The sequence below is a fragment of the Rhodococcus sp. T9N genome (genome assembly GCF_024436645.1).
In the GTDB taxonomy this organism is placed as follows: domain Bacteria; phylum Actinomycetota; class Actinomycetes; order Mycobacteriales; family Mycobacteriaceae; genus Rhodococcus_F; species Rhodococcus_F qingshengii.
The window spans coordinates 1-23,354 of sequence record NZ_JAMSKS010000028.1 but is presented as its reverse complement, the minus strand read 5'-3'; the positions used below and the strand labels follow the sequence as shown (position 1 = coordinate 23,354).

Below are 23,354 nucleotides of genomic sequence, written 5' to 3'. Positions count from 1 at the left end.
CGGTTTCGCGTGGTCGCTCGATCACGCCGATGTGGCTTTCGCCTCTATATGGCGGTGTTCTGGTGGCACTCTGTGGCGGCCGCGTCGGGTGGTGATGACGATGATGACGGTGCGCTATGACGTTGTTGGTGATGGTGCGAAACTGGTCTACAAGACTGGTTTCGGCCCGGAGATTAGACAGATACCGAGGTTCGGGCGCGTCGGGTCTCGCCGCGGCCGGGGCGGAGCATGCGCAGGCCGTTGAGGATGATCAGCGCCGCGCTGCCCTCGTTGAGGAGCAGGCCGGTGGTCAGGGACATCCAGCCGGCGAGGGCGGCGACGATCAGGACGGCCACGACGGTCAGGCTCAGGACGATGTTGATCTTGATGTTGTTCCGAGCGCGGCGCGAGAGTCGGATGGCGGCCGGGAGCCGGTCGAGCTCGTCGGCCATGAGGGCGACATCGGCGGTCTCTAGGGCGACGTCGGTGCTGGCGGCACCCATGGCGATGGCGAGGTCGGCGTTGGCCAGGGCGGGGGCGTCGTTGACGCCGTCGCCGACCATCGCGATCACGCCGTGTTTCTCGCGCAGCTCACGGATTGCGGCGGATTTGTCCTCGGGGAGCAACTCGGCGCGGTAGTCGTCTAGCCCCAGGGCCTGCGCGGTGGATCTGGCGACGGTGGCGTTGTCGCCGGTGAGCATCAGGACCCGCTCGACTCCGAGGTCGCGCAGCTCGGTAAGGGTGCTTTCGGCGTCGGGGCGCAGCTGGTCGGCCACCGCCACGACGGCCAAGGGTCGGGTGTCGTCGCGAAGAACCACGGCCGTGCATCCTTCCGCCTCGGCGTGCGCCAGCGCCGGGCCTGCGGTGCCGTCAGTCCGGTCCTCGTCGGTGGGCCGGCCGATGTGCAGGGTGCGACCGTCGAGGGTGGCTTCCATGCCGGCTCCTGGCAGGGCGCGTGCATCCTGGACGGCCGGGATGGTCAACCCGCGGTCGCGGGCACCGGCCACGATCGCGGTCGCGATGGGGTGCTCGCTACCGGTCTCGACCGCCGCCGCAAGGGTCAGAGCCTCGTCCTCGCTGATCCCGTCGAGGGGCGTCACTTGAGCGAGAGTGGGCCGGCCGCGGGTGAGGGTGCCGGTCTTGTCGAAGGCGACGGCCTTGATGTCGGCCAGGCGCTCAAGGTAGATGCCGCCCTTGATGAGGATGCCGTCGCGGGCGCCCCGGGCGATAGCGGTGACCACGCTGACAGGCACCGAGATGACCAGGGCGCACGAGCACGAGACCACGAGGATGACCAGCGCCCGGTAGATCGCTTCGCGCCACTCGAAGCCGAGCAGCGGCATGACCAGGGCTACGACGATGGCCAGGGCGAACATCGCCGGGGTGTAGATGGCACTGAACTTGTCCGCGAACCGCTCGGCGCCGCTGCGGTTGGCCTGTGCCTCTTCGACCTGCCCGATCACCCGGGCCAGGACGGTGTCGTAATACTCCTTGGTGACCTTCACCCGGAGCACCCCGTTGCCGTTGAGGCTGCCGCCGAAGACCTCGGTGCCCGCGGTGGCCTCGACCGGTACCGACTCCCCGGTCACCGGGCTGGCGTCCACCCACGAGGCACCGTCAACCACAATCCCGTCGGTGGGTAGGCGCTCACCGGGGCGCACCATGACGACGTCACCGGGGTGGAGTTCCTCCACCGCCACGGTCTTGGTCGCCCCGTCATCGTTGAGTCGGTTGGCGGTCGGGGGCGTGAGCTCCATCAGGGCGCTGATGGACCCTCGGGCCTTGTCGGTGGCGTATGCCTCCATGGCCTCAACGAGGCTGAAGATGACGACGAGCGCTGCCGCCTCCTCGATCACCCCGAGCGCGATGGCGCCGATAGCCGCCACCACGAGCAGCACGGTGATGGTCAGCCGTTTGTGGCGCACCGCCCGGATCGCGCTGCGCAATGGGTAGACGCCGCCGATGAGGATCGCGCCCCAGAATAGGGCCAGGGCCACCGGCTCGGAGTGGATGGTCCACTCCACCACCAGCCCGGCCACCAGCAGCACCGCGGCGACGGCCAGGGTGACCATCTCGGGGTTCTGCCACCACCGGCGCCGGGCCGCCCGCACCACGACCGGAGCTGCTACCTGTGGCGACGTCGTCGCTCTAGCACTCATCTTGTTCTTACCTTCTCTTCATCGGTTTGCTGGGTGCAGTGGTGGAGCGTCAGACGCGTACCGGGCGGGCGGGGCCGGCAGGGGCGAGCGGCAGCCCGACCTTCTGGGCCGCCTGGACCACGGCGTCATCGCTCACGGTGCCGTCGTGGGTCACGAGGACCAGACCGGAGGCCAGGGCGTCCACCTCTTTGACCCCGGGCAGGGCCTCGAGGGTCGCAAGGTCCCCGGAGCAGGACACGCAACCGCCCTCGATGGCGCGGTACTTCGAACGGAAGAACTGGGCGGGAACGGTCATCGGTACATCTCCTGGTCGGGAAGCCTCCAGACTTCGACTGTCATCGAAGTCTTCAGCGACAATATTGCCACAGACTTCGATACATGTCAACATGTACGCATGTCGATGTCCTTGCTGCCCACCCGGAACGCGGCCCTGAGGTACTGCACGCCGCTAGCGCGCGAGCCGATCAGCCCCGAGCAGGCCGAGGGCGTCTCCCGCATGCTCAAGGCGCTCGCCGACCCGGTTCGGCTGAGGCTGATGTCGATGATCCTGTCCCACGAGGGCGGCGAGGCGTGCGCGATGTGCGACCTGACCGAGGGCTTCGACCTGGCCCCGTCGACCCTCAGCCACCACCTGAAGGTTTTGCACGACGCAGGCCTGGTCGACCGGGATAAGCGCGGCGTGTGGGTCTACTACAAGGCCCGCTCGGAAGCAATGGGCGCCCTGCGCACCCTGTTCAGCGGCGACCTCGCTGCTCCTCAGTCGGCGTGACCGGACCTAACGCGCAGCCCCCGCCTTGATACGTGGAGCCACCGACCGTGCTCCTCGCCCTTGTTCATACTGGCGCGATGGCCGCGGTCAGTCTCACCGGAACCCTGCTCGGGCTGGTTCTGGTTGGCAATTGATCGGCCCCACCCGCGACATTCACGGCTTGCCTGGTTGGGTCCAGGCCCGCAAGGCGATTAGTTCAGAAGGGAAGCCGTAATCGCCCCGGCGGTGATAGCCCCAGCAAGGAGCAGCAGTGGGTGTACCCGGCGGGCGGCAAGCCCTACGAACAAGGAACCGACAAGAAGGCCCGGGTTGATGTCGGCGACAGGGCGGGCGAGTGACGTCAGCGTGACGACGAGCAGACCGATCGCGCCCGCACCCGCATAGCGCCCGAAGGCAGGCAGCCACCACGTCTGCGACAACCGATTCACTGCGCTGGCAGCACCGATCGCCGCGAGCACCGGGAGAGCGAACACGGCAGCGGTGGCGACCGCCGCACCGCCCACCCCAGCGGTCACGTATCCGACGAAGGCAGCGATGATCAGCACCGGACCGGGAGTTGCGTAGGAAAGCCCGACCGCTGTCGCGAACTCACCCGGGCTCAGCCAACCGTGCACCCCGACCGTGAGCCGCTCCACCAGTGGCAGCGCAGCCTGGCCACCGCCGAAGGCCAGCGCACCGATCAGAAGGAACGTGGCGACCAGGTCAACCACGGTGGCCGCCCCGGTATCGGCGCACCCGGTCGACGATGACCCCGACCAGCCCGGCAAGCACCACGACGATGGCAGGGTTGACGAAGAACCCCCCGGCGGCCGCCGCCACCGCGACCGCGGCGAGGGCGAGCGTGCGCGCCTCTTTGGTCAACAACCCAACCATCGAATGCCCGAGCAGACCGACAACGGCGACCTGCATACCCAGCAGCGCTCCGTCGACCCAAGCCGCGTCAGGCAGTGCCGCGGCGCCGGCCGCTGCGAGCGTCATCAGAACTGCGGCAGGCAGGAGGAACCCGAAGGTAGCGACTAGTGCCCCCATCACCCCACCGAGCCGCCAGCCAAGGAAGGTGACAATCTGCACGACAGTGGAGCCGGGAAGCGCCTTGGTGTAGGTGAGTGCGTCCCGCACATCGGTCGACGTCAACCACCCCCGTCTAGCGACCAATGAGCGATCGAGCAAGGCCAGCGTCGGGCCAAGCCCGCCGAACGCGACGGCACCAAGGCGCAACATCGCCCACCACAGAGTCAACATTGGTACGCGGGAACGATGGGTAGTTGCGTCTGTGCCGCTCACATCCCTGCACTCCCTACCTGCGGTCGACGGTTCTTACCTGCGACCGGATGGTCAAAGCTGTGACTTTCGCCGGTGTAGGGCGGGCTGAGTGGCGGGCACGGTCAGGTGACGCCGATGACCAGGAGCGCCCTTCCTAGGTCTCGAGCAGGGCCAACGCATCCATCGGTGCAGCGAGCCGCGCGTCGGCGGGTTCCTCCGCCCGGTACAGGTGGCCCCAGGTCGCCGCTGCGCCGCGTGCGCCGGCGGATCGGGCTGTCCGCAAGTCGGTCGGCGCGTCACCGATGTACACGATGTCGGCTACATCAACTCCTAGCCGGGACGCTGCGGCCAGGATGCCGTCCGGGGCGGGCTTCGGCCACGCCACGTGGTCCCCACCGATGAGGATGTCGTACTCGATGCTGGCCGAGGCGAGCAGCATGCGCGCCGCACGGCTGCTGGCGACCGTGAAGATGACCGTCCGCAGATCCCGCGCACGCAGCGCCGCGAGGGTCTCGAGCACACCGGCATAGGCCGTAACGGTGCTGGCGTGCAGTCGGTCGTAGTAAGCGTCGACCTCGCCGTTCTTGAGTGGCCGACCGACTAGGTGCTCGAGCATCACCTCCGGCACGCCGAGGGAGTAGGCCGCAACGACCTTTTCCCGGTCGACGTCGGCAACCCCCAGCTCTTGCACCGTCGCGACGAACGCGTCAGGCACCACCGACGTGGTGTCGAGCAGTGTGCCGTCCATGTCCCAGACCAGGTGCGTCATGCGAAGCAGCCTAGGTCCGGTTCTGACGACCATGACGGACGGAAGAGCGATTCACTCGGGGGGCGTCCGGCCCGACTCGCCGAGCGACGGGGCGCGCGCCTTCAAACCCGCGATCGGCAGCGCTCCGCGTTCCAAGGAGCCGCGGTAGAGGTCCAGGACGTGGGCCCCAGGGCCCGGTCGCGGCGCGTTAGCGGCGTATCTCAAACGAACGATTCCGCTACACGCGCCGGAGGGCCGGGCGGCGCGCGTCGTCGACGAGGCGCCTGATGTAGCGGAACTGCGTGCCGAAAACTACGGCGCGATACTTCCCGTGTCGGACGGGTTTCGCTACGGTCGACGCGTGGGGCATCTCCTGGGGTACGCGCGCGTGTCGACAACCGATCAGGACGCGTCGCTGCAGGTCGATGCGCTGACCAAGGCCGGGTGCTACCGGGTGTTCGTCGACACCGGCTCCGGGTCGCTGCAGCACCGGCCGGAGCTGGACAAGCTGCTGGACCAGCTGCGCCCGGGGGACACCCTGGTGGTGTGGCGGCTGGACCGGCTCGGCCGGTCGATCCGCCACCTGATCGACCAGCTGCAGGTCCTGGCCGACCGCGGCGTGGGGTTCCGGTCGTTGCAGGAGACCATCGACACCACCTCCCCAGGCGGACGGTTGGTGTTTCACGTCTTCGCGGCACTGGCCGAGTTCGAGCGCGACCTGATCCGAGAGCGCACCAACGCCGGCCTGGCGGCCGCTCGTGCTCGGGGCCGCAGCGGTGGGCGGCCGTCGGCGTTGTCCGCGGACCAGGTCCGGGCGGCCCGACGGATGTATGAGCAGAAGGACATGACCGTCGCCCAGATCGGGCAGGTGCTCGGCGTCTCCCGCACCACCATCTACCGGGCCCTGAACCGCGCGCCCGCCGCAGCGGCCCCGTCACGACGAGCCACGAGCGCCGTGTAGGCCGGCCGTGGACGCGGACGGGCGGTGGCGGATCCTGCGGCTGCATGTCGAGGACCAGGTCCCGCTCGCCGCGCTGGCCCGTCACCACGGCCTGGGAGTGCGCACGCTGGAACGCTGGCATGCCCGCTACCGCGCCGGCGGCCTGTCGGCCCTGGGCCGAGTGCCGCGGGCGGACGCGGGCGGGCATCACCTGCCGGCGGACCTCATCGCGCTAATCGAAGGGCTCGGGCTGACCCGGCCCCGCCCACCGATCGCCGCGATCCACCGGACGGTGGTGAAGGTCTGCGCCGGCACCGCGTGGCCGGTCCCGTCCTACGGCGTCGTCCGGTCGATCATCACCGCCCTGGACCCCGGCATGGTCACCCTCGCCCTCGAGGGAGCAGGCTCCTACCGGGACAAGTACGAGCTCGCGTTGCGGCGGACGGCCGACCGCCCCAACGCGATGTGGCAGGCCGACCACACCTTGCTGGACATCGTGCTCGTCGGCACGGACGGCAAGCCGGCCCGGCCGTGGCTGACCGTCGTGATGGACGACTGCTCCCGCGCGATCTGCGGCTACACGGTCTTCTTCGGTGCGCCGTCAACGATGCACACCGCCCTGGCGCTACGGCAGGCGATCTGGCCCAAGGCCGACCCCCGGTGGCCGATGTGCGGCATCCCCGACCTGTTGTACGTCGACCACGGGTCGGACTTCACCAGCGACCACCTGGCCCGCACCGCCGTCGACCTGCACATCCGCCTGATCCACTCCGCCGTCGCGCGACCCCAAGGGCGAGGCAAGGTCGAGCGCTTCTTCGGCACGGTCAACACCGAGCTGCTCACCACCCTGCCCGGACACCTCCACAGCGGCGCGGAGCGCTGGCCCGCGCCAGCCCTGTCCTTGGCTGACCTCGACGCCGCCGTCGGGGCGTTCGTCCTGGACTACAACGACCGCGCCCACGGCGAGCTCGGCGTCTCGCCGCGGTCGGCGTGGATCGCCGACGGCTGGCTGCCACGCCTTCCCGACAGCCTCCAGGCGCTGGACGGGCTGCTGCTGACCGTGGCCCGATCCAGGACGGTGCGCCGCGACGGCATCCACTTCCAAGGCATGCGCTACGTCTCACCGACCCTCGCCGGCTTCGTCGGCCGCCCCGTGGTCATCCGCTACGACCCCAGAGACATCACCGAGATCCGCGTCTTCGACCACGACCAGTTCCTGTGCACCGCCGTCGATCAGGAACACCACGCCAAGCAGATCAGCCTCAAGGACGTCCAGGCCGCCCGCAACGCCCGTCGCCGCGCCCTGCGCCGAGGCATCAACGAGCGGATCGCCGTCGTCGCCGCCCACACCCCCGACGCCCCTGCCAGGCCCGTGCCGCCGCGCGTGCCGACCGTGGCGCGGCTCAAGGTCTACAAGGAGGACCTCAGGTGAGCGAACGCTTCATCGTCACCAAGGAGCACCGCCGCTTCACCGAGTTCGCCGACTCCGTCCGGCGCGGGCGCACCATCGGGCTGTGCTTCGGGCCGGCCGGGGTCGGCAAGACCGTCTCCGCACGCCGCTACGCCCACTGGGACCAAGCCCACGAGCTGCTCACCGACTGGGGCCCGCGCTGCGATGACGACGCCAAGATCTACGCCGCGCTGGCCAAGAACCGCACCGCCCTGTACACCCCCGGGGTCCTGACCACCCCGCGGCTGCTGCGCGAGGACCTGGACCGGATCATCACGCGCACCAGCATCTGCATCCAGCAGCACGTCGAAGCCCCCGACCGCATCCCCTTGGACCGGTGGGGCACCCGGCGCACCACCAACTACGTCCAGCTCGTCATCGTCGACGAGTCCGAACGCCTGAGCCCCACCGCGCTCGAGCTCCTACGGGACCGCTACGACCGCGACCAGATCGCCCTGATCCTCATCGGCATGCCCGGGCTGGAGAAGCAGTTCAGCCACTACCCCCAGTTCTACAGCCGCGTCGGCTTCGCCCACCAGTACCGGCCCCTGAGCACCGACGAGATGCTCTTCGTCCTCCAACGCCACTGGCGCTCCCTGGGCAAGACCCTCAACCCCGACGACTTCACCGACGCCCAGACCATCGCCGCGATCAGCCGCATCACCCGCGGCAACTTCCGCCTCCTGGAGCGACTCTTCCCCCAGATCGAACGCGTCCTGAAGATCAACGAGCTGCAGACCATCACCAACGACGTCGTCGAAGCCGCCGCCAGCACCCTCGTCATCGGAGTCAACTAACCGTGCCCCTGAGCGGCTGAAGACCGCCGCCACTCACCGGAGAAAGTCACACGCCGATTCAGGTCGATTCGTGGGCCGAATACGATCGTTTCCGGCCTATCGGCCTTATCGTTAGAGTGCTAAACATAAGGCATGAATGATGAAGATCGGCAGAACGCTCTCGCGGATGTCGTGGAGCTTGCACGCCTCCTCCACGCTCTCCGGGGGTTGTCCGACGAAGTCGAAGCGCTTCTTGCGGATGCGATGAAGATCGCTCGCAGCTCGGGCCTCAGTCAGGCGCTCATTGCGGAGGCTGCGGCGCTGTCACCTGGCCGAGTGAGCCAGATCGTCAAGTCCGATGAACCTGAGGTGTCGCGATCACAGGTACACGACCGGGTATACAAGATCACCGAATGGCCCAGCGACGCATTGCGGACTTATTGGGCCTCGTTTCCCGGCCGTATGACTATGCCGCCTTACCCCCGTCGCCGCCATGCCTCTGATCGATAACAACATCTACGGCCGGGGGCTTCTGTCGGTGGACGATTCGACTGCGGTACGCAGGATTTCGTTTTCCTCATCAGTGAGTGCGCGGCCCATCGCACCTTCAACGAGGCCAGCGACCATGAGTGTCGTTCGGGTTTGCTCGCTCATCGGTTCATCTCCGTGTGATTGCTCGGCCAAACAGCGGTGCGCTGCGCCTGTTTGGTGGTGTGATTGGTAGGGATGGGCGCGAGATGGTGGAGTCCGGGGAGGCTGTAGGCGGTCAGTGCGAGTCGGGTGCGCCAGGCTTTGTGTTTGAACGCCCAGATCCAGTGTCCGGTCATCCAGATTGCAATGCCGGCGGCGAGGATGCTGTAGGCGGTGGGGGTGCTTCCGGTGAAGCCGATGCGGAGCAGTCCTTCGAAGACTGCGATCGCTCCTGCGAGGCGGGCGATGATCGATCCGAATCCCCAGATCAAGAGTGCTGCTACGGCGATGATCCCGGCGATAGCCATGCGGTTGTCCTCCTTCTCGTGGTTGATTCGGGGTTCGGGTTCGTTGTGGTCGAGCGTCGAAGAGTGCGCTGCTAGCTTTGTCCGCTGTACCGGCGCCATACGAAGGGGGCGGCGCTGAGGAGAACCAGCAGCAGCGTGACGAGGGCGAAGATCATGCCGAATTGCCACGGCTTCATTGCGTCGGGAAAGAACAGCCAGGCGATCAGTGTTCCGAGTACGAATCCGGCTACTGCTGACCCTGCTCCTGCTTTTGCGACTGGGGCAACGATGGTGGTGATCTCGTTGTTCATGGCGGTCCTTTCTGTCGTTTCTGGTGAGTGTGCCGGTTAGGTCCGACAGGGATTGCGGTGCCGAGGGTCAGAACAGGGTGTTTTGCGCGGTGTGGGCTGCTGCGTCGGTGCGCCTCTCGTAGGCGGCTGCGAGGGTTTGCGCAGTGGTGGGGCTGCATCCCATTTCGGTGCCGATCTCGTCCCAGCTGGCTCCGTGGTGGTGCAGTTTCCAGGCGTCGTGTTCGTCGTCGCTCATGGCCGCTCTTTCTCTTCGGTGGGTGTGTTGAGTTCTCGGCGGAGGCGTAGGGCTACGACGAGGTGGTAGATCGCGAGTCCGAGGAGGCTTGTTCCGGCGATGAGGGAAATGGTTGTTCCGCCGGTGAGGAAGATGATGCCTACGGCGAGGCTGATCAGCGCGACGACGGTGTGCGCTTTCCAGCCGGGTTTGCTGGTGCCCTTTTCGGTCGTCAAGGTCGATTCTCTCTGTCTTTTGGAGCTTTTCGGAGGCTGGCGGCTTTGGCGAAGCTGTAGACGGAGGCGGTGAGGGCGATGATTCCGGCGGTGATCACATGTTTGGTGCCGATCGTGAAGTCCAGGGCTGCGACGGCGAGCGCGAGGACTCCGAAGATGCTGTGTTTCACCACACCTGGCTTGTTGGTCATGCTCGTCCTTCGCGGATGGCTGCGAGGCGTTGGGAAGCTGCGCGGCGTTCGCGGCCGATGCTGAGCAGGTGCTCGAACAGTTGGTCTTCGGGGAGCTCTTCGGCGGCTTGGGCGAGGGATCGTGCTGCGTCGAAGAATCCGCGCCGGTAGGCCTGGGTGAGGACTGCTGCAATGTTGTCCTCGAGTTCGGCGGACGGGACGCCGATGGTGGTGATGTCGGTGAGTGCTTTGGTGAGTTGTTTGCCGAGGTGTCCGCTGGTGCGGCCTTCTTGCTGCAAGGTGGTGAAGACGTGGGCACTGTTGTGGGGTTTGCCTGCGCTCACAAGGTCCGCGATGACGGCAAAGAGTTCGGCGTGGACGGGTCGGTAGAAGTCTGCGCTGGTCAGGGTCGCGACGGTTCGTTTCGCGCTCTGGGCCGGTGCCCAGAGCAGTGAGCACAGGAGTTGTGCTTCGACGTCGAGGGCGATGCTGTACTCGTCGATGTCGTCTTCGTTGTCGGTGAGGTCGTCGAAGTCGGGGACGGTGGCCAGTGAGAGTGTCACGTCGGGTTCCTTGCTGTCGCCGGTGGGCATGGGAGGTCAGGGGCGCGGTGAGGTGAGTTGCCGGTGGCTGCGCAGGATCTCGGCGGCTGCGCGGAGGTTGCGGGCTGCGTCCTCGAGGTGGGTTGCGATGTCCTGGCCGTGGCCGGCAACAACTTCGGCGGTGTCCGTGTCTGGTGCGGTGTAGAGGGTGTGCAGTTCTTCGCGTGCGTCGCTGATTCCGGCGAGGGAGTCGTCGAGGGCGGCGAGCATGGTGCGGAGCTTCCGGTCGACGGATTCGCTGTCGCGGCGGAGCTCGGCGTCGAGTGCGCGGTCGACGAAGTCTGCGTCGGGGGTGAAGGTGAATGCTGCTGCGGTCATGGTGTCCTCGTTTCGCTGGTGAAAGTGTGTGGTCAGGCGGCCGGGGTGAGCTTGGAGATTTCGTCGGGACGGAATCCGCTCCAGTGGTTTTCTCCTGCGACGACGACGGGGGCTTGCAGGTATCCGAGACTCATGACGTAATCGCGGGCCTGCGCGTTTTCGGTGATGTCGATGACGTCGTATTCGATTCCCGCTTTGTCGAGTGCGCGGTACGTGGCATTGCATTGCACACATGCGGGCTTGGTGTATACGGTGATCGCCATTGTCATTCCCCCTTGTCGGTGATTCTTTATTGATTTCATTCTATCGAACAATGCGATATAAGCCAATACTTTAATGGGTATTTCTTCGATTAGTTTTACGCTTTCGCTAATAACATTTTCAATCATTCCGAGATTCATTCACTAACACTCGACCATGACATATGCAGCTAGTTTTGCGCGGTCTACCTGCACTTTCTCCCCCTCCCCTGGTATCTGCCGATATTCTGGTCTCGGCGGGAGTGAGTCAAGGTGAGCGGAGGAAAAAATATCGTAGCGCCGTTGTTCGAGCGCGCGAGTGGCGCGTGTGGATATTATTTCCGGTGCGGCCTTGATGCGCGAGTGTCGGGATAGAAGAATGTTCACACCGGGGCGGGTCGGCTCCTTTTCCTTGCGCCTTTATCGTTAGTTTTGGCCGCCGGCCGGGTGCTTTCTCGTGTTTCTGTGGCTTGTCCGCATTCCGCCCTTCCGGTCCGCCGGTGGCTCTGACCGCCGGCCGGGGGCGGAAGGTGCGGGGCGGAAGGGCGGACGATCCCCAACCCTTTCGGGTCGGGGATCGCCGCAACATCGGGTCAGTCGATCGCGACCTCGTCGAATGTGAGCTGTCCGGTGATGATTTCCTCGACGGCGGCGAGGGTGTAGCCCTGCCCCATCAGGAAACTGAGGTACCGGTCGGCGTTGCGGGGCTTGGATCGCCATGCGTCTTTGACCATGCGGGACTCTTGCGCGGCGAGCACCAGCGCGAGGGTGAGGACCTGAGCACGGGCCTCGGTCGCTTTCGCTGCCGTCGCTGCAATTTCCTTGCCTGGGTAGACACTCGGCAAGCCCATCAGCTCAGCGAGGACTTCCCCGGCCTTGTGTTCGGTCAACAGGTGGGGATCCTGAGCGATGGTCGCCGCGACGTAGGCCGCTGCCGCCCCTGGCGGGGTCTTGCGGGCGAGCAAGCTCGTGCGCAGAAATTCGCGCCGAACGGTGGTCGCGGACTCGGCCTGCTTGTTCAGCTCCCGGACTCGCCGCCGTTCCTGCTTGTCCTTCGCTTCCCGCTCGCGCTGGCGGCGGGCTGCCTCGGCGGCGCGTTCCTCGTCGGTGAGTGCACCCTCGGCTGCCTCTTCCTCGTCGGTGGCTGCGGCGGCGGTGCTGCGGACTGCTTCCATGACCGGCGTCAGTGCCAACCCTGCTCCCTCGTGGTCGTGGCAGAAGTACTCCGCTGTCCACTCTTCGCGCCATTCCGCAGTGTTGGCGTGCCGGAGTCCTTCGGCGGGTACGGCGTCGTCGTCCTCGGCGGTGTCCCAATCGATATCGTCCTCATCCACCGGGTTTCCGGTCGCGGTGTCGCACAGCACGTCCGCATAGACCAGAACCACGGACCAGAACTTCGGCGTGGCGTCGATCAACTCCTGCGTGACCTCGCCGCCGTCTGTGGTCAGCAGATCTGCCGGGGTCAGCGCCGTCCTGTGATCCGGTGCGGCCGTGAGGATGGTGAATCCCTGCTCGGCGTAAGGGGCTGCGGTCTGCGCGTATGCCACTTCCTCTTCGCGGCGGTCCCGGATGCGTTGGGCTGTGTAGGTGAAGTTGTACGGCCCGGTGTTCAGAAGCATCTCGACGGCTTCGGTATCTCCGGCTTCCTCGAACTCGGCCACTACTGCGGCTTGCTCGAGGTCGAGCTGTCCGGCATCGAGGGCGGTGCGGGCTGCCTCGGCTTTCCCTACCGCTGCCTGGGCTTTGACGTCCTTTTTGTTCATCGCGAGGGTCTTGGACACCTTCGTGATGGACGCACCGAATTCGAGCATCTGCGCAACCCCTCGGGTGTGCTGAGCTGCCGTCAACCCTTCGCGGTGCCGGTTGGCGGTGATCTGCTTGCCGATCCGGTCGACGGCGCGGGCCTTGTCGCTTCCTTCGGTGTCGGGGTAGATCACGACGGGGATGCTGGTCAGGCCGGTTTCGCGGGCTGCGAGGGTGCGGCGCTGACCGTCGCGGACGACGATCGTTCCGTCTGCGGTCCGGACTGCGCTGATCGCTTCGAGTACTCCGTTTTCGCGGATGGATTCGACGAAGTCGGGTGTCTGCGTCAGATCGACGCTGTCTCGGACGTTCTCGCCGATGTCGAGGGCGTCGGGGTGCAGCTGCGCAACCTCGAGTGCTGTGGCGGGGGCAGTGTGTGTTGCGGTCACGGTGTTGCCTCTCGTAGACTTTCGGACACGACACCGGGCGGATACCAGCCGCCCGGTGTTGTGTTGTTTCCGTAGGGTTTTCGGTCTCAAGCGGTGGCCGGTTCCAAGATCACTTGATCGGCCGTGGGGTGACGGTCTCGGCAGCTATCGGCCTCGATGTGTGCGTCCATCAGGGCGGAGGCGTGGCCGTGGTAGTCGAGCGAGATGAGCAGCTCCACGAACACGTCGATTTCCGAACAGCAGTTGTGCTCGACGACGCTGGCGAGATACTCGGCTGTCTCGAACAACTTCGCCCAGGCATCTGCTTTCTCGCAGATGTTGTGCAGGTCGTAGCCGTACATCGTTTTCTCCTTCGGTCGGGCGGTTGTGGTCGGTCATGCTGCGCGTCCTTGCTGGTGACGGATGGGCGGGTGGTTAGTTGGTGGGGGTGGCGGCGGCGTCGATGTCCTCCTCGGTGTGTCCGGCGTCGCGGGCTGCGGCGCGGGCGGCTGCGAAGGCGTCGACCAGGGCGGTGACGTCGATGAACCCTTCGCGGCTGCGGTCGAACATCGCTGCATCGAGCGCTGCGGTCGCCTCGACAACGGCGACGAGCGCGGGTGCGAGGGTGTCGGTTTCGGTGCTCATGTGGGGCTCCTTTGTGGTGGGTGGTGGGTCGCTCAACCGCAGATGCAGTCCTCGTCGCCGGATCGTTGCGCGGTGCAGGCGTAGTCGCCGGGGTCCGGGTAGATGCACATCTGCGTGTCGTCTGTCATTGCGGGGCAGGAGGTTTGGCCGCAATCACAGTTCGTGTTGTTGCTCATCGTTTTTCCTTTGCTCGAGGTTGGTGGGTGGTTGTCGTTACTCGGCGTTGACGCACTGCGCGGCGTCGTTGTGCATGCGAGGGCAGGAGTAGTCACCGCACCCGCAACTGAGTCCGGCGTAGTGGATGGTTGCCGCGCTGTAGTCGTCGCCCTCGGTGTAGTCGTAGTCGTCGCTCATCGGTGACCTTTCGTTCGTGACTGGGGACCAACCCCGTACCCCGCCAATTTTTTTGCCCTTCTGGCATAGGAGAGTTGGACCGGCATTAGGGGGCCGGAGTGCAACTGGTGAGCGAAAGAGTTTTTCTGCGAGCTTGCGAGTGCGGGTTGAAAAAGTCTTTCGAGCCGGAGGCCGGAGCGAAGCGGAGTCAGCGGTTGCGCGCAGGTCACCGCCGGTCAAAATCGGAAGGCCAGAAGGGAAAACAAATAAAACGCTTTTCCAGAACGGAGCGAAGCGGAGTTCCCTTCGGGGGACACCGCAGGTGGCCGGGCCGCCGGGCAGGCGGATGCACTAGGTGGTCCGACCGACCGGGTTGAGTGCCAGGCATTCACTCACAGGGAACGAAAACGGCAGGCGGCCCGTTTCCGTGTGCACATTCCCGGCCCTTATCTACTGTTTCGCCTAGTCATAAAGTACGAGCGCGCGAATGCCGGACCCCCAGTCCCTCGACCACGTGACCGAGGTCATGTTGTCGCAAATGTTCGGTTACCGGCATTTGCGATACCGTCAGTTACATCAAGTTGGTTGCGGTCGATGCAGCCTTCGCGTCGTAGGAGGTTTCAATGTCCCGTTCACGTATGGCCGTAGCTGCGCTGTTGGTCCCGGTCGCTGCCGGTGCTGTCGCCCTGCTCGGGGCGGGTGCCGCTTCTGCCGCTACGCCGTATTCCGGAGACGGATATGTCGGTGTTCGGTTCGATCAGAACGAGACGCGTTTTATCGCTGATACCAACACCGCCGATTTCCTCAACGCTATCCCCGGCGAATACTGGGGTGTGTATTCCGGCGAAGGATCGGTCTACAACGACGGGACCATCGTCCGCGCCACCATCGGTCAACTGGTGGACGAGACCGCAAACCACCGAGGTCAGGTCTCGTTCAGCGTGAACAACCCGGCGATCTGGGGCAGCACCGTCGACATCGTTCAGGAATGGTGACATAGGTCGAGTTTGTACGAGTAGCGCCGGTGAGCACCTTGCTCACCGGCGCTTTTGTGTGTCATCTGTCCATTCTTCAACGAGCAAGACTGGTTCCTATATGTGAAAAAGTATGTACGCATCTTTTTGGTAGCGTTGTGGTGTGGCCGCCGACAACATACGGATGACACCTGCGGTTCAAGCGGTGCTTACACTTCTTCTCCGGCATCCGGAGAAGGAGATCTACGGATATCGAGTCATGGACGCCCTGGGGTATTCGAGTGGAAAGACTTATCGCATTCTCGCCCGGTTGACGGGTGCGAATTGGTTGGTCCGCCACGACCCAGGAGTGGATAGCGTTTCAGGGAAGCCACGCGTGACGTACTCGATCGCTCCAGCGGCGCGTACCACCATCAAGGCAGCGTTGGCGGACGCTCGCGAGCGTGAACGGCGCGGTAGCCGGTTCCGAGCGCACGGACCTCGGCTGCCACCTTCGATCGAGTAAGGACGTTCAGGTGGCCGGCACTTCGGTGATGGCGTCGGCGGTCACGAGCATGTCGATTTCGACGAGGTTGGTTCCGCCGGCGTCGGTGACGCGCACGGTTACCCCGGCCAGCCATTGTCCGTCATGCATTTTGACCCAAAATTGTTGGGTTGCATCGAGATACCCGGACATGTAGAGCGCGGACGTTTTCACCCGCATGCTTACGTGATCGGCGCGTGATGCTCCCCCGCGTCCGAGCGGGAGCGCCCGACCGATGTCGACTTTCACTGCCCGCGGCGGGTCGAATGTCCTGATCACGGGGTGATCGGGCCATCGTTCGGACCAGTGGTCGGTGTTGATCACTGCGCCGCCCTCAATGGCGGTACCCCGGCGGCGAGGGCGTCGTCGACGGAGGCCCAGCGGAGTTGTCCGGTGTCGTCGCGGATCTCCATGCGTCCGGTGCGTTGCTGGAATCCTTTGCCGGCGGCCGCGACGTCGAGCTGGACCCCTGTCACTCGCCCTCTCCCCGCGGATAGTCCTGAGTATCCGGAAACTCGGGACGAGATCCGCAGATCCGGACCGTCCCATTGCCCCTCAGTGACTATGAGCAGTGATCCCTTACTTCTCGCACGTGCAGCGACCGCTCGCCCACGAGAGGGCGTCACAGCACCTCCGGCGAGGCCCAGGACAACTACGTCGAAGCCCTCCAGCAAAATTGCGGCGCAGTCGATTGCGGCGTCCTTTGGCTGAGGGATGAGGGCGAGCTTCGCTAGATTTCCACCTTGCTCGTGGAAGGCGAGGAGTCCGAGGCCGGGCATTCCGATTATGGCGACGTGTCCGCCGGCGGCGGTGATGGTGGCGAGTAGGCCGATGAGGACTGAGGCTGCGCCGTCGACGCTGACGACAGTTCCGCGTGCCAGTCCCCCGCGCGGGAGTAGGTCGCCGATCGGCTTGGGGACGGGCAGCATCCTGAGGGTTGATTGCGCGGTGGCGACAATCGGAGTCGGCTCGCGCTCGTCGACTGGGTGGAGCATGACAGAGGGTGTGGCTGGTTCAGTGCCGTCGGAGCGTGCGGGTATCGACGCCATTTTGCGTCGGAGTTGTTCGAGCTTCTCCGCTTTGCTGAGGACTTCTGCACCGAGTGTGACCTGGTCGGACAGTTCTGTCATGACGATCTGCCCTCCTACCGCCTGTTACCCCTCCACTCAAGGTAGTCGAACGTGCGTTCGATGTCATATGGCCGACACAGGTTGTGCTCGGCGGCAGTGTCGGCACCACGGCGTAGCGTCTTGAAGTGGCATCTCGGTCGGCGAGGTGTTTAGACGCCGCCCTCGGGTGGTTCCTTATCGGCAGGAGCAAAGATGACGTTGAGCAGACTCGCGCAAGAATTCGCGGACGAGATCAAGAACCATGACTGGTCCGACGCGCCGTACCGCCGTGACAGAGCAGGACATGACCGTGCGACAGACACCAAGGCTGGTCCTACCGTTTTGGACGCCGATGAGATCGACCGACTGCGATGGAACGTCGTACTCGTCACCGCTCAGGTACTGAAGTATTCGGATCCGAATCTGGATCTGGCGGAGTTCGCGATTGCCTGTGGACTGCCGCCGAGCATGACCGGAACGATCGACCGTCCTGATGGCGGCCTCAAGGCTGGAATTCGTATGAGCATCGACGTGCCGCCGAAGATCGCGCGGCCTGGAACGTGGGATTTCGATGAGTGAGATTGCAAAGCCGGAAGAGACTCAGAGGTGGAGTCCGGCCCCGGACGAGGGCCAGGCCGGCACGGTGCTTACGAAGGATGGTCAGTGGGCGTATCGGTATAAGGACGGTGCGGAGCTGATCTTGATGAAGATGCCGGATCGTCCAGCCTCCACGTAGGAGTGCAGCAGTGAGGCCCGCACCGAATCCGGTGCGGGCCTTGTTGGTTGGTTAGCCCAACTGTGTGTTCATCTTGTTTGCGAGCCATTCCGCGTCCGACTGGACCATCGGTCCGCGTAGGCAGTAGCGGCCGCTGTTGTCTTGGACGTAGTGGGTGAAGCACTTGTTCTCGTGTCCGCCGTGTTCTTCGGTGCGGGGTATCGCGACAAAGCGTGTGGGAGCGGCTGTTTCGGTCATGTTGATGCCTTTCTGAGAGTCGGTAGAGTCGCTCCCCTGTCACCATGTCGAGGGTGGGCTGTCAACCCCGTAGAGCGAAGCGTGGGTTGACGGGTCGGGTCCCCGGCATGGTGTTCTGGGGCGACTTGTACGACGACTTTCTTGACCACTCGGGGCTGCGTAGCGGCAACGGCGCCGGAGGTGTCGTTCGGTTCTTGGTGTGTGGCCGGCGGTGGGTGTGTGCGGTGGTGGGCACCTCCCGCTGGGTGCGCTGGCGGGGTGATTGTGCGAGAGCGTCGGAGCTGGACCACGGGTGGTGTCGCGGTAGCTCTGGTTTGTGGTGGTGAATGAGGATCAGGTCGCCACGTGTGACCGATCTGCAAGGGTTTTTGCAGGTCAGGACTTCGGCTTTCGCTTCGGTCTGGTCAGTGTGGCGACCTGATGCTCGTCGCGGTGTTGATGGTAGTTCGGGGGTCTGACATTTGGTGAGGGTGTTCGGGGATCAGTGCTTGCCGTGCGAGGTCGCGTTCGCCTGGCGCTGCTCGCCTTCGAGTCGTGCCAGTTTGTAGCGCTGGATGTTTGTCTCGGACTTGTGCCTTGCCCAGGGGCGTAGCGCGGCGGCGAGGCCGGCCACGACGAGGGGGATGGCGGCGAATGCGAGGCCTATCTGCCATGTTGCGATGGAGTCGGGGATGACGAGGGAGTCGGGTATCGAGATTTCCATTCCCCCGCTACCGGTTTGAGGCCGGAATACGGTGCCGATCATGATTCCGGCGACGAATGCGAGGCCGACAGCTGCGAGTAGTGCGATCACTCGGATCTGGATTTCATTCTTTCGGCTCATGGTGTCTTCTTCCCCCTGGTGGTGCTGTGGTTGTGCAGCTCACTCCGATTGTTTTCGAGTATTGCAGTCGACTGTGACAGGGACCTGATCAGCGATGTCAGTGGTCAGGTCCCTGCACGGTCGGTTCGGTGTTGCGCAGTTGTCCCGCAACTGCATCCTCGATGCGGGTTTCGAAGTCGACGTCTTCTCGAAGGATCGCTGAGGCGTGGGTGGCTCCGATGGTGCCGGCGCAGAGGTTCCATGCGAGTCGGTGCGCGGTGGGGGTGTCGGGGATTTCGCCTGTGGTGATGGCGGTGTCGACGATGTCGCTAACGGAATCGACCCAGCGTGCGAAGGCTGCATCGTTGTCGACGGCTGGTTCGAGGATCAGTTTCATCCCGGCGCGCAGATTGGTGTCATCAGCGATCTTGTGTGCCAGGGAAGTGAAGATCGCAGTCAACCGATCGAACGTGGTCCCTCCAGCGGTGCGTTCCGATGCGTCGCGGATGGACTCGTCGACCGCGAGATTCCAGTCTGCGATGAGCTGTTGCGCAATCGCCTCCTTGGATGGGAAGTGGTAGTAGACCGCACCTCTCGCGAAGTGGCCAGCGTCGAGGATTGTGTTGATGGTGGCGTTGCCGTACCCGTCGATGTCGAACTGTTGGGCAGCGACGGCGATGATCGCTTCTCGCGTTCGGATCGCGCGATCTTGCATTGCGGCGTTCTTGCTGCCGTGGTTTCGGCCGATGTGGGGGCGAATAGGATTGCGCATGGCTACAGGTCCTGTCTGTGGCTTGGTCCTGGTGGTGTTGCGAGCACTGCCAGGACCTCTGTTTGTACTGTTGGTTCGGCTGAGGCGCGAGGCCTCTCCATATGCACTGTCGAACGATCATGGCGGTCATCGGTTTTCAGCGTGGCTGGCATGACTGTGCAAGATCGCAAGGGTTCAGCGTCGAGCCTGTGACTCGGTCAGGGCTGTCGGTGGTTCTTGAAAGTCGGAGAACAACTTTCGGTGGATCTTTTCGGTGTACGAGTCGGGCCGGGGCGTGTGATCCGGTGCGGAAGTGTTCACAGCGTCGCTCCTTCGATCATGCGGACGGCGGCCGGGTCGGTTCCGCGCCACATCAGCAGCAGATCGTCGACTCGTTTGGTGATGGTGTGGTTCTCGTCGAGGCTAGCGGCAACCTGCACTGCGCCGACGAATCCGGCGCAGAGAGTGTCTGCGAGCCTGGACATGCTTTCCGCGCAGTCGAGGGCGCCGGAACGGATCGCGTCGACGACGATCGGTGTGATCGCGTCGGTCCACGATTCGTAGGTGGCACACGCATCACTGAGCGATTTGTCGACGGACAGGATGAGTCCAGCTCGGGTGATCGCTTCTGTTTGGGTACGGCGGGCGAGTTCGCGGTAGATCATGATCACTTGCCGGTCGGCGGGTTGACCTGTCGCTGCGGCCTTCCCCACTGTCTCCGAGACGACGTTCTCCCAGCGATGCAGCATTTCTTGGGCGATGGATTCCTTCTTCGAGAAGTGGAAATACATCGCCCCTTTGGTGGTCTCGGAGATCGCCAGGATGTCGTTGATGCTGGTGCCCGCGTACCCGGTTTGACTGAACAGGGTGGCGGACACCTCGAGGATCGCTTCTCGGGTGATTTTCGCTCGTGGCTGCACAGGTGGTCGGCCGGTTTTGCCGTGATCGACGCCTTCGGATCGGTCGGTATGATTGTTCATGGTCACAGGTGCTTTCTGTGGTCATCGGCCCTGACGGTGTTCGTAGCACTGTCGGGGCCACCTTTGTTGGTGGGAGTTGGTCAGACGGTGGTGAGTTCGCGGTCGGCGGGGCTCTCAGCGGACCGGAGGTCGGGCAGTGGCGGGCTCGTGAATCCCGCTTCTCGTGCTGCGTTATCGAACTTCACATACCGGCGCCATGCAGTCGATATTGCGACGGGGGGCTTCGACTCCAAAGCGATGGTTTCCCATGTGAGGTTCTGGTTCGTCAGCTTGCGGACCGCTGTGTCTTTCACGTTCTTCGCCAGATCCGAGCTGGCAATGAACGCCATGAGGTCGTCTATGCCGGGGTCGGTATCGGCATAGGCTTCTTCGGTGTCTTGGCGGCGACGGAACTCCGCAACGGTGTCTTGGGGATCGAGGATGTCGTCGAGGCCTTCATTCGTTATTTCGTCCACGAAAAACGGCTCCGCAAAGTCCGCAATAAGCTCGCCCTGGTCGGTCTGCGTGTCCGCCGTTGTGGCGTCCTCGTTTCGTTGCGCTTCCGCCGGCTCCGCAATATTGTGGGCGATCTTCTCGCGGGGCTGAGGGACGCGGATCGGTCCCCGGCCTACGGTGAGGTCAGACGCAATACTCGTTGCATCCTCACTGTCGGTGGCATTTTCGACGATCGCACGGTAAGCGGCGTACGCCATTCCGACTGCCTTCACCAAGATCGTGATTCCGTGCGTGAACGCCAAGACCAGGGCCGGCGGAATGATCGCTATGGCCGCTGCAATGGCCGGCGCGAGTGGAGTGAACCCGAGGTCTCCCCCACCATCGATTGACTCCTGCGCGGCGATTGCTGCGTGATAGGCGTGGTAGGCGTTTCCGAGGATGCTGATCACGACGACGCTGACGGCGAGTGCGATGTAGAAGCCTCTGTCGCGTTTGTTCATGTTGAGCTTGCTGATGATGACGATGGCGATGGTGGCGCCGAGGATGGCGCTGTCGACGATTGCGGGGAAGATCCAGGTCAGGTGTTCGGGGATCAGTGCTTGCCGTGCGAGGTCGCGTTGCACGGCGAAGGAAAGTACGAATGCACCGGTGGTGATACCGAGGGCAATCACGATCGCGAGTGCGAGTGCGGCGAGCAATGCGCCTAGCTGAATACGGGCAGCTCTGAGGCTAAAGTCGGTCATGACTGGGTTCTTTCCTTCAAGTGGTTTCCCGGTCTGGAGCCTCGCCGGGTGCATCCGGCGGGGCTCCTTTTGCGTTTTCAGATCAATCAGCGCGCTCGCTATCGGGTACTGCGGCCGTGCTTTTTGTAGTGCTCGGGGTAGGTCGACTGAATTGCCTGCTCGATGATCGAACGGATGCTGTGTCCGGTCTCGTCTTCGACGGCGTCGATAGTTTCCCGGAAGCTCAAGCCGAGTCGGGTTGAGAACTGGATGACGGGTTCGGCTTTTTCCTTCTTCGGCCGCCCTACCGGCCTGCGTGCGGCTGGAACCTCTGCCGAATCGACAGCCTCGTCGACGGCCGGGCGCGGCCCTCTCCGTGGGGCGCTGAGGTCAGGTTCTTTGCTCATTAGTCCATTCCTTCGTTCGGTAACTCATGAGTTCATGCATTGCTGCATTCCGTAACTCACGCATGAGTTAGTGCATTCACTCATTATTGCACGCGTGCATGAATTAATTAAGTCAACTCGCGCACTCATGCGTTAATGAATGCGGAAAATATTTGCTGGTAAGCGGCAAAAACGGGCTCACCCTTGTCGAATTTTCCGTACCACTCGCCGGTCATGCGCGACTGGTCGACAATGGTGCGATTCGGAATGATTGGCGTCAGAACGAGGCCCGTTTCCCTTAGTCGCTCCAGCGCTTTCACTGAAACTTTCGTCATCACTGTCTCCTTGACGGCGCCGACGACGATGCCTGCCTCACTGAGACGGCAGGGGGCACCGATCGCTTCGCGACTTTTGCGGAACTTTGCGACGGACTCTTGCGCACCTTCGACGCCGTCGATCCCGTCCTGATTCGCGGTTGCGGCGTAGATGACCTTGTCGCTGGCGGCGAGCGCATTTTGCGTGAGCGTTCCACCTTGGCGGTTAGGGCAGTCGATGATGCGAATTTCCGCAGTGTGCCCTTCCAGCGCCGTTGCGAGCCTCAGTTCGGCGTGATCCTCGTAGTCCCTCTCACGGTTCGAGAGCGACCTCGAGGACGGAATGATGCGCAGATTGTCGTCCCACCCGCTGTCAATGGCGAGATCTTCGGCCCACCCTTCCGGGTTTTCGTCGGCCAAGATCGCGCCCACGTGCTGCCACGATTCCTCCGGGTAGCTGCCGATCCATTTGGTGGCTGCACCTCGGGGATCTAGGTCGATGAGGGTGGTCTTGAACCCCGACAGGGCAGCCACCATTGCAAGGGAAACTGCGGTCGTCGTCTTGGTGACTCCACCAGCCTCGCTGTACACCATGATTGTCGTCATGCATGAATGCTAGCACTCATGCGTTAACTCTGTCTGTAGTTAATGAGTTCATGCATGCATTAATTAACGCCACCTCGTCGATTGCTTTTAGTCACGGCATCACCGCTGGTGAGGAAGTTTTGCGGTCCGCTGCACTTCCGCTCTCACACCACTGTCAATTCGAGGCAAAGACGCAAAATGCGCAAAATGTGGAGCGTTGCCTGACTCATCCCACTGTCGCAACGGTCTTATGTCCGGAGGCGAATATTTCGCCGTGCTGGGCCGAAGACTGTCACTCCGCGTTCGACGTCGGCCGGCGTGGAGCTGTGGTGAACGAGAGAAACCCGGTCTGTTGCGTGCACTGCGGCTTGGTCGTAGGAGTGCACGGTCGCGTTGTCGTAGGCATAGGTGGTGGTGTCTTCTCCGACTTCGCCGTAGGAGTCGTGGGGGTCGGGGAGCAGATTGACGAAATCCGGCGCTAAGGGGCAATCGCCGAGCGA

Annotated in this window: 37 protein-coding genes and 1 pseudogene; 9 read left to right on the top strand and 29 right to left on the bottom strand. The window is 63.9% G+C overall.

Going from position 1 to position 23,354, the window contains the following annotated elements; genetic code table 11:
• Positions 1 to 173: 173 nt before the first annotated feature.
• Together M1L53_RS29840 and M1L53_RS29835 are read right to left on the bottom strand one after the other, a co-directional pair.
• Positions 174 to 2,051: a cation-translocating P-type ATPase gene (locus tag M1L53_RS29840; RefSeq protein ID WP_240978295.1), complete on the bottom strand. Its 1,878-nt coding sequence runs from the start codon at positions 2,049 to 2,051 to the stop codon at positions 174 to 176.
• 136 nt (positions 2,052 to 2,187) lie between these two features.
• On the bottom strand, positions 2,188 to 2,433 hold the full coding sequence (locus M1L53_RS29835) for a hypothetical protein (protein WP_126860456.1): 246 nt from the start codon (positions 2,431 to 2,433) through the stop codon (positions 2,188 to 2,190).
• A gap of 99 nt (positions 2,434 to 2,532) precedes the next feature.
• Between M1L53_RS29835 and M1L53_RS29830 the strand changes: the two genes are divergently transcribed.
• Positions 2,533 to 2,907 carry a helix-turn-helix transcriptional regulator gene (locus M1L53_RS29830; RefSeq protein ID WP_126860455.1) on the top strand — a complete coding sequence of 125 codons (375 nt, stop codon included), beginning with the start codon at positions 2,533 to 2,535 and terminating at the stop codon, positions 2,905 to 2,907.
• A 191-nt stretch (positions 2,908 to 3,098) separates the two neighbouring features.
• On the opposite strand, the gene M1L53_RS29825 is transcribed toward M1L53_RS29830, so the two are convergent.
• The 3 genes from M1L53_RS29825 to M1L53_RS29815 form a co-directional block, all read right to left on the bottom strand.
• Positions 3,099 to 3,617, bottom strand: coding sequence for a chromate transporter (locus tag M1L53_RS29825; protein ID WP_161972433.1), 519 nt, complete (start codon positions 3,615 to 3,617; stop codon positions 3,099 to 3,101).
• Positions 3,610 to 4,191 carry a chromate transporter gene (locus M1L53_RS29820; protein ID WP_261949421.1) on the bottom strand — a complete coding sequence of 194 codons (582 nt, stop codon included), beginning with the start codon at positions 4,189 to 4,191 and terminating at the stop codon, positions 3,610 to 3,612. The genes M1L53_RS29825 and M1L53_RS29820 overlap by 8 nt, the downstream gene beginning before the upstream one ends.
• Positions 4,192 to 4,324: 133 nt before the next feature.
• Entirely contained in the window at positions 4,325 to 4,939 is a 615-nt protein-coding gene (locus M1L53_RS29815) for an HAD family hydrolase (protein ID WP_126860308.1), read from the bottom strand.
• Positions 4,940 to 5,279: 340 nt separating this feature from the next.
• On the opposite strand from M1L53_RS29815, the gene M1L53_RS29810 reads away from it, so the two are divergent.
• The 4 genes from M1L53_RS29810 (at position 5,280) to M1L53_RS29795 (ending at position 8,594) form a co-directional block, all read left to right on the top strand.
• On the top strand, positions 5,280 to 5,879 hold the full coding sequence (locus M1L53_RS29810) for a recombinase family protein (protein WP_147794727.1): 600 nt from the start codon (positions 5,280 to 5,282) through the stop codon (positions 5,877 to 5,879).
• Between the two features lie 7 nt (positions 5,880 to 5,886).
• Complete coding sequence (locus M1L53_RS29805; RefSeq protein WP_161916670.1) at positions 5,887 to 7,290, top strand: Mu transposase C-terminal domain-containing protein; 1,404 nt, start codon at positions 5,887 to 5,889, stop codon at positions 7,288 to 7,290.
• Entirely contained in the window at positions 7,287 to 8,105 is an 819-nt protein-coding gene (locus tag M1L53_RS29800; RefSeq protein WP_147794725.1) for an AAA family ATPase, read from the top strand. The genes M1L53_RS29805 and M1L53_RS29800 overlap by 4 nt, the downstream gene beginning before the upstream one ends.
• Positions 8,106 to 8,237: 132 nt before the next feature.
• Positions 8,238 to 8,594: a hypothetical protein gene (locus M1L53_RS29795; protein ID WP_063316310.1), complete on the top strand. Its 357-nt coding sequence runs from the start codon at positions 8,238 to 8,240 to the stop codon at positions 8,592 to 8,594.
• A 140-nt stretch (positions 8,595 to 8,734) separates the two neighbouring features.
• Here the strand turns inward: M1L53_RS29795 and M1L53_RS29790 are convergent, their stop codons facing one another.
• From M1L53_RS29790 to M1L53_RS29730, 13 genes are all read right to left on the bottom strand, one after another.
• Positions 8,735 to 9,082 (bottom strand): hypothetical protein, encoded by a 348-nt coding sequence (locus M1L53_RS29790; protein ID WP_063316311.1) that lies wholly within the window; start codon positions 9,080 to 9,082, stop codon positions 8,735 to 8,737.
• Positions 9,083 to 9,153: 71 nt separating this feature from the next.
• Complete coding sequence (locus tag M1L53_RS29785) at positions 9,154 to 9,372, bottom strand: hypothetical protein (protein WP_063316312.1); 219 nt, start codon at positions 9,370 to 9,372, stop codon at positions 9,154 to 9,156.
• Positions 9,373 to 9,439: 67 nt separating this feature from the next.
• Positions 9,440 to 9,607, bottom strand: a complete 168-nt coding sequence (locus M1L53_RS29780; RefSeq protein WP_197487733.1) for a hypothetical protein — start codon at positions 9,605 to 9,607, stop codon at positions 9,440 to 9,442.
• Complete coding sequence (locus M1L53_RS29775; protein WP_063316313.1) at positions 9,604 to 9,822, bottom strand: hypothetical protein; 219 nt, start codon at positions 9,820 to 9,822, stop codon at positions 9,604 to 9,606. The genes M1L53_RS29780 and M1L53_RS29775 overlap by 4 nt, the downstream gene beginning before the upstream one ends.
• A complete protein-coding gene (locus M1L53_RS29770) occupies positions 9,819 to 10,013 on the bottom strand; it encodes a hypothetical protein (protein ID WP_063316314.1) in 195 nt (64 codons plus the stop codon). The genes M1L53_RS29775 and M1L53_RS29770 overlap by 4 nt, the downstream gene beginning before the upstream one ends.
• Entirely contained in the window at positions 10,010 to 10,585 is a 576-nt protein-coding gene (locus M1L53_RS29765) for a DnaB-like helicase N-terminal domain-containing protein (RefSeq protein WP_063316315.1), read from the bottom strand. Before M1L53_RS29765 ends, M1L53_RS29770 begins: the two co-directional genes overlap by 4 nt.
• Before the next feature lie 6 nt (positions 10,586 to 10,591).
• Complete coding sequence (locus M1L53_RS29760) at positions 10,592 to 10,912, bottom strand: hypothetical protein (protein ID WP_261949420.1); 321 nt, start codon at positions 10,910 to 10,912, stop codon at positions 10,592 to 10,594.
• Positions 10,913 to 10,944: 32 nt separating this feature from the next.
• On the bottom strand, positions 10,945 to 11,175 hold the full coding sequence (gene nrdH / locus M1L53_RS29755; RefSeq protein WP_042925377.1) for a glutaredoxin-like protein NrdH: 231 nt from the start codon (positions 11,173 to 11,175) through the stop codon (positions 10,945 to 10,947).
• 569 nt (positions 11,176 to 11,744) lie between these two features.
• Positions 11,745 to 13,343 (bottom strand): ParB N-terminal domain-containing protein, encoded by a 1,599-nt coding sequence (locus M1L53_RS29750; RefSeq protein WP_261949419.1) that lies wholly within the window; start codon positions 13,341 to 13,343, stop codon positions 11,745 to 11,747.
• Between the two features lie 86 nt (positions 13,344 to 13,429).
• Positions 13,430 to 13,684: a hypothetical protein gene (locus M1L53_RS29745; RefSeq protein ID WP_261949418.1), complete on the bottom strand. Its 255-nt coding sequence runs from the start codon at positions 13,682 to 13,684 to the stop codon at positions 13,430 to 13,432.
• Positions 13,685 to 13,757: 73 nt separating this feature from the next.
• Complete coding sequence (locus M1L53_RS29740) at positions 13,758 to 13,967, bottom strand: hypothetical protein (protein WP_007734790.1); 210 nt, start codon at positions 13,965 to 13,967, stop codon at positions 13,758 to 13,760.
• 32 nt (positions 13,968 to 13,999) lie between these two features.
• A complete protein-coding gene (locus M1L53_RS29735) occupies positions 14,000 to 14,143 on the bottom strand; it encodes a hypothetical protein (RefSeq protein ID WP_261949417.1) in 144 nt (47 codons plus the stop codon).
• Positions 14,144 to 14,180: 37 nt separating this feature from the next.
• Complete coding sequence (locus tag M1L53_RS29730) at positions 14,181 to 14,321, bottom strand: hypothetical protein (protein ID WP_261949416.1); 141 nt, start codon at positions 14,319 to 14,321, stop codon at positions 14,181 to 14,183.
• Between the two features lie 602 nt (positions 14,322 to 14,923).
• Here M1L53_RS29730 and M1L53_RS29725 point away from each other — a divergent pair.
• Together M1L53_RS29725 and M1L53_RS29720 are read left to right on the top strand one after the other, a co-directional pair.
• Positions 14,924 to 15,295 (top strand): hypothetical protein, encoded by a 372-nt coding sequence (locus M1L53_RS29725; RefSeq protein ID WP_261949415.1) that lies wholly within the window; start codon positions 14,924 to 14,926, stop codon positions 15,293 to 15,295.
• Positions 15,296 to 15,437: 142 nt separating this feature from the next.
• Entirely contained in the window at positions 15,438 to 15,779 is a 342-nt protein-coding gene (locus M1L53_RS29720) for a helix-turn-helix transcriptional regulator (protein ID WP_261949414.1), read from the top strand.
• A 6-nt stretch (positions 15,780 to 15,785) separates the two neighbouring features.
• Here the strand turns inward: M1L53_RS29720 and M1L53_RS29715 are convergent, their stop codons facing one another.
• Both M1L53_RS29715 and M1L53_RS29710 read right to left on the bottom strand, forming a co-directional pair.
• Positions 15,786 to 16,121 carry a hypothetical protein gene (locus M1L53_RS29715; protein ID WP_261949413.1) on the bottom strand — a complete coding sequence of 112 codons (336 nt, stop codon included), beginning with the start codon at positions 16,119 to 16,121 and terminating at the stop codon, positions 15,786 to 15,788.
• On the bottom strand, positions 16,118 to 16,927 hold the full coding sequence (locus tag M1L53_RS29710; RefSeq protein ID WP_261949412.1) for a hypothetical protein: 810 nt from the start codon (positions 16,925 to 16,927) through the stop codon (positions 16,118 to 16,120). The genes M1L53_RS29715 and M1L53_RS29710 overlap by 4 nt, the downstream gene beginning before the upstream one ends.
• 192 nt (positions 16,928 to 17,119) lie before the next feature.
• On the opposite strand from M1L53_RS29710, the gene M1L53_RS29705 reads away from it, so the two are divergent.
• Together M1L53_RS29705 and M1L53_RS29700 are read left to right on the top strand one after the other, a co-directional pair.
• A complete protein-coding gene (locus M1L53_RS29705) occupies positions 17,120 to 17,485 on the top strand; it encodes a hypothetical protein (RefSeq protein WP_083059724.1) in 366 nt (121 codons plus the stop codon).
• Positions 17,478 to 17,642 (top strand): hypothetical protein, encoded by a 165-nt coding sequence (locus tag M1L53_RS29700; protein ID WP_261949411.1) that lies wholly within the window; start codon positions 17,478 to 17,480, stop codon positions 17,640 to 17,642. Before M1L53_RS29705 ends, M1L53_RS29700 begins: the two co-directional genes overlap by 8 nt.
• A 51-nt stretch (positions 17,643 to 17,693) precedes the next feature.
• On the opposite strand, the gene M1L53_RS29695 is transcribed toward M1L53_RS29700, so the two are convergent.
• The 9 genes and pseudogenes from M1L53_RS29695 to M1L53_RS29655 all read right to left on the bottom strand — a co-directional run.
• On the bottom strand, positions 17,694 to 17,879 hold the full coding sequence (locus tag M1L53_RS29695) for a hypothetical protein (RefSeq protein ID WP_166813019.1): 186 nt from the start codon (positions 17,877 to 17,879) through the stop codon (positions 17,694 to 17,696).
• A 481-nt stretch (positions 17,880 to 18,360) separates the two neighbouring features.
• Positions 18,361 to 18,702, bottom strand: coding sequence for a hypothetical protein (locus tag M1L53_RS29690; protein ID WP_261949410.1), 342 nt, complete (start codon positions 18,700 to 18,702; stop codon positions 18,361 to 18,363).
• 97 nt (positions 18,703 to 18,799) lie between these two features.
• Positions 18,800 to 19,453: a TetR/AcrR family transcriptional regulator gene (locus M1L53_RS29685; protein ID WP_261949409.1), complete on the bottom strand. Its 654-nt coding sequence runs from the start codon at positions 19,451 to 19,453 to the stop codon at positions 18,800 to 18,802.
• A 174-nt stretch (positions 19,454 to 19,627) separates the two neighbouring features.
• Complete coding sequence (locus M1L53_RS29680; RefSeq protein WP_261949408.1) at positions 19,628 to 19,753, bottom strand: hypothetical protein; 126 nt, start codon at positions 19,751 to 19,753, stop codon at positions 19,628 to 19,630.
• A complete protein-coding gene (locus M1L53_RS29675; protein ID WP_261949423.1) occupies positions 19,750 to 20,412 on the bottom strand; it encodes a TetR/AcrR family transcriptional regulator in 663 nt (220 codons plus the stop codon). Before M1L53_RS29675 ends, M1L53_RS29680 begins: the two co-directional genes overlap by 4 nt.
• 80 nt (positions 20,413 to 20,492) lie before the next feature.
• Positions 20,493 to 21,590, bottom strand: coding sequence for a DUF2637 domain-containing protein (locus M1L53_RS29670; RefSeq protein WP_261949407.1), 1,098 nt, complete (start codon positions 21,588 to 21,590; stop codon positions 20,493 to 20,495).
• Positions 21,591 to 21,688: 98 nt separating this feature from the next.
• Positions 21,689 to 21,976: a hypothetical protein gene (locus M1L53_RS29665; RefSeq protein WP_063316328.1), complete on the bottom strand. Its 288-nt coding sequence runs from the start codon at positions 21,974 to 21,976 to the stop codon at positions 21,689 to 21,691.
• A 125-nt stretch (positions 21,977 to 22,101) separates the two neighbouring features.
• The gene (locus tag M1L53_RS29660; protein WP_261949406.1) at positions 22,102 to 22,875 is read right to left on the bottom strand and encodes a ParA family protein; all 774 of its coding nucleotides are present in this window, start codon (positions 22,873 to 22,875) and stop codon (positions 22,102 to 22,104) included.
• 227 nt (positions 22,876 to 23,102) lie between these two features.
• A pseudogene (locus M1L53_RS29655) lies at positions 23,103 to 23,354 on the bottom strand (hypothetical protein); the annotation flags it as partial.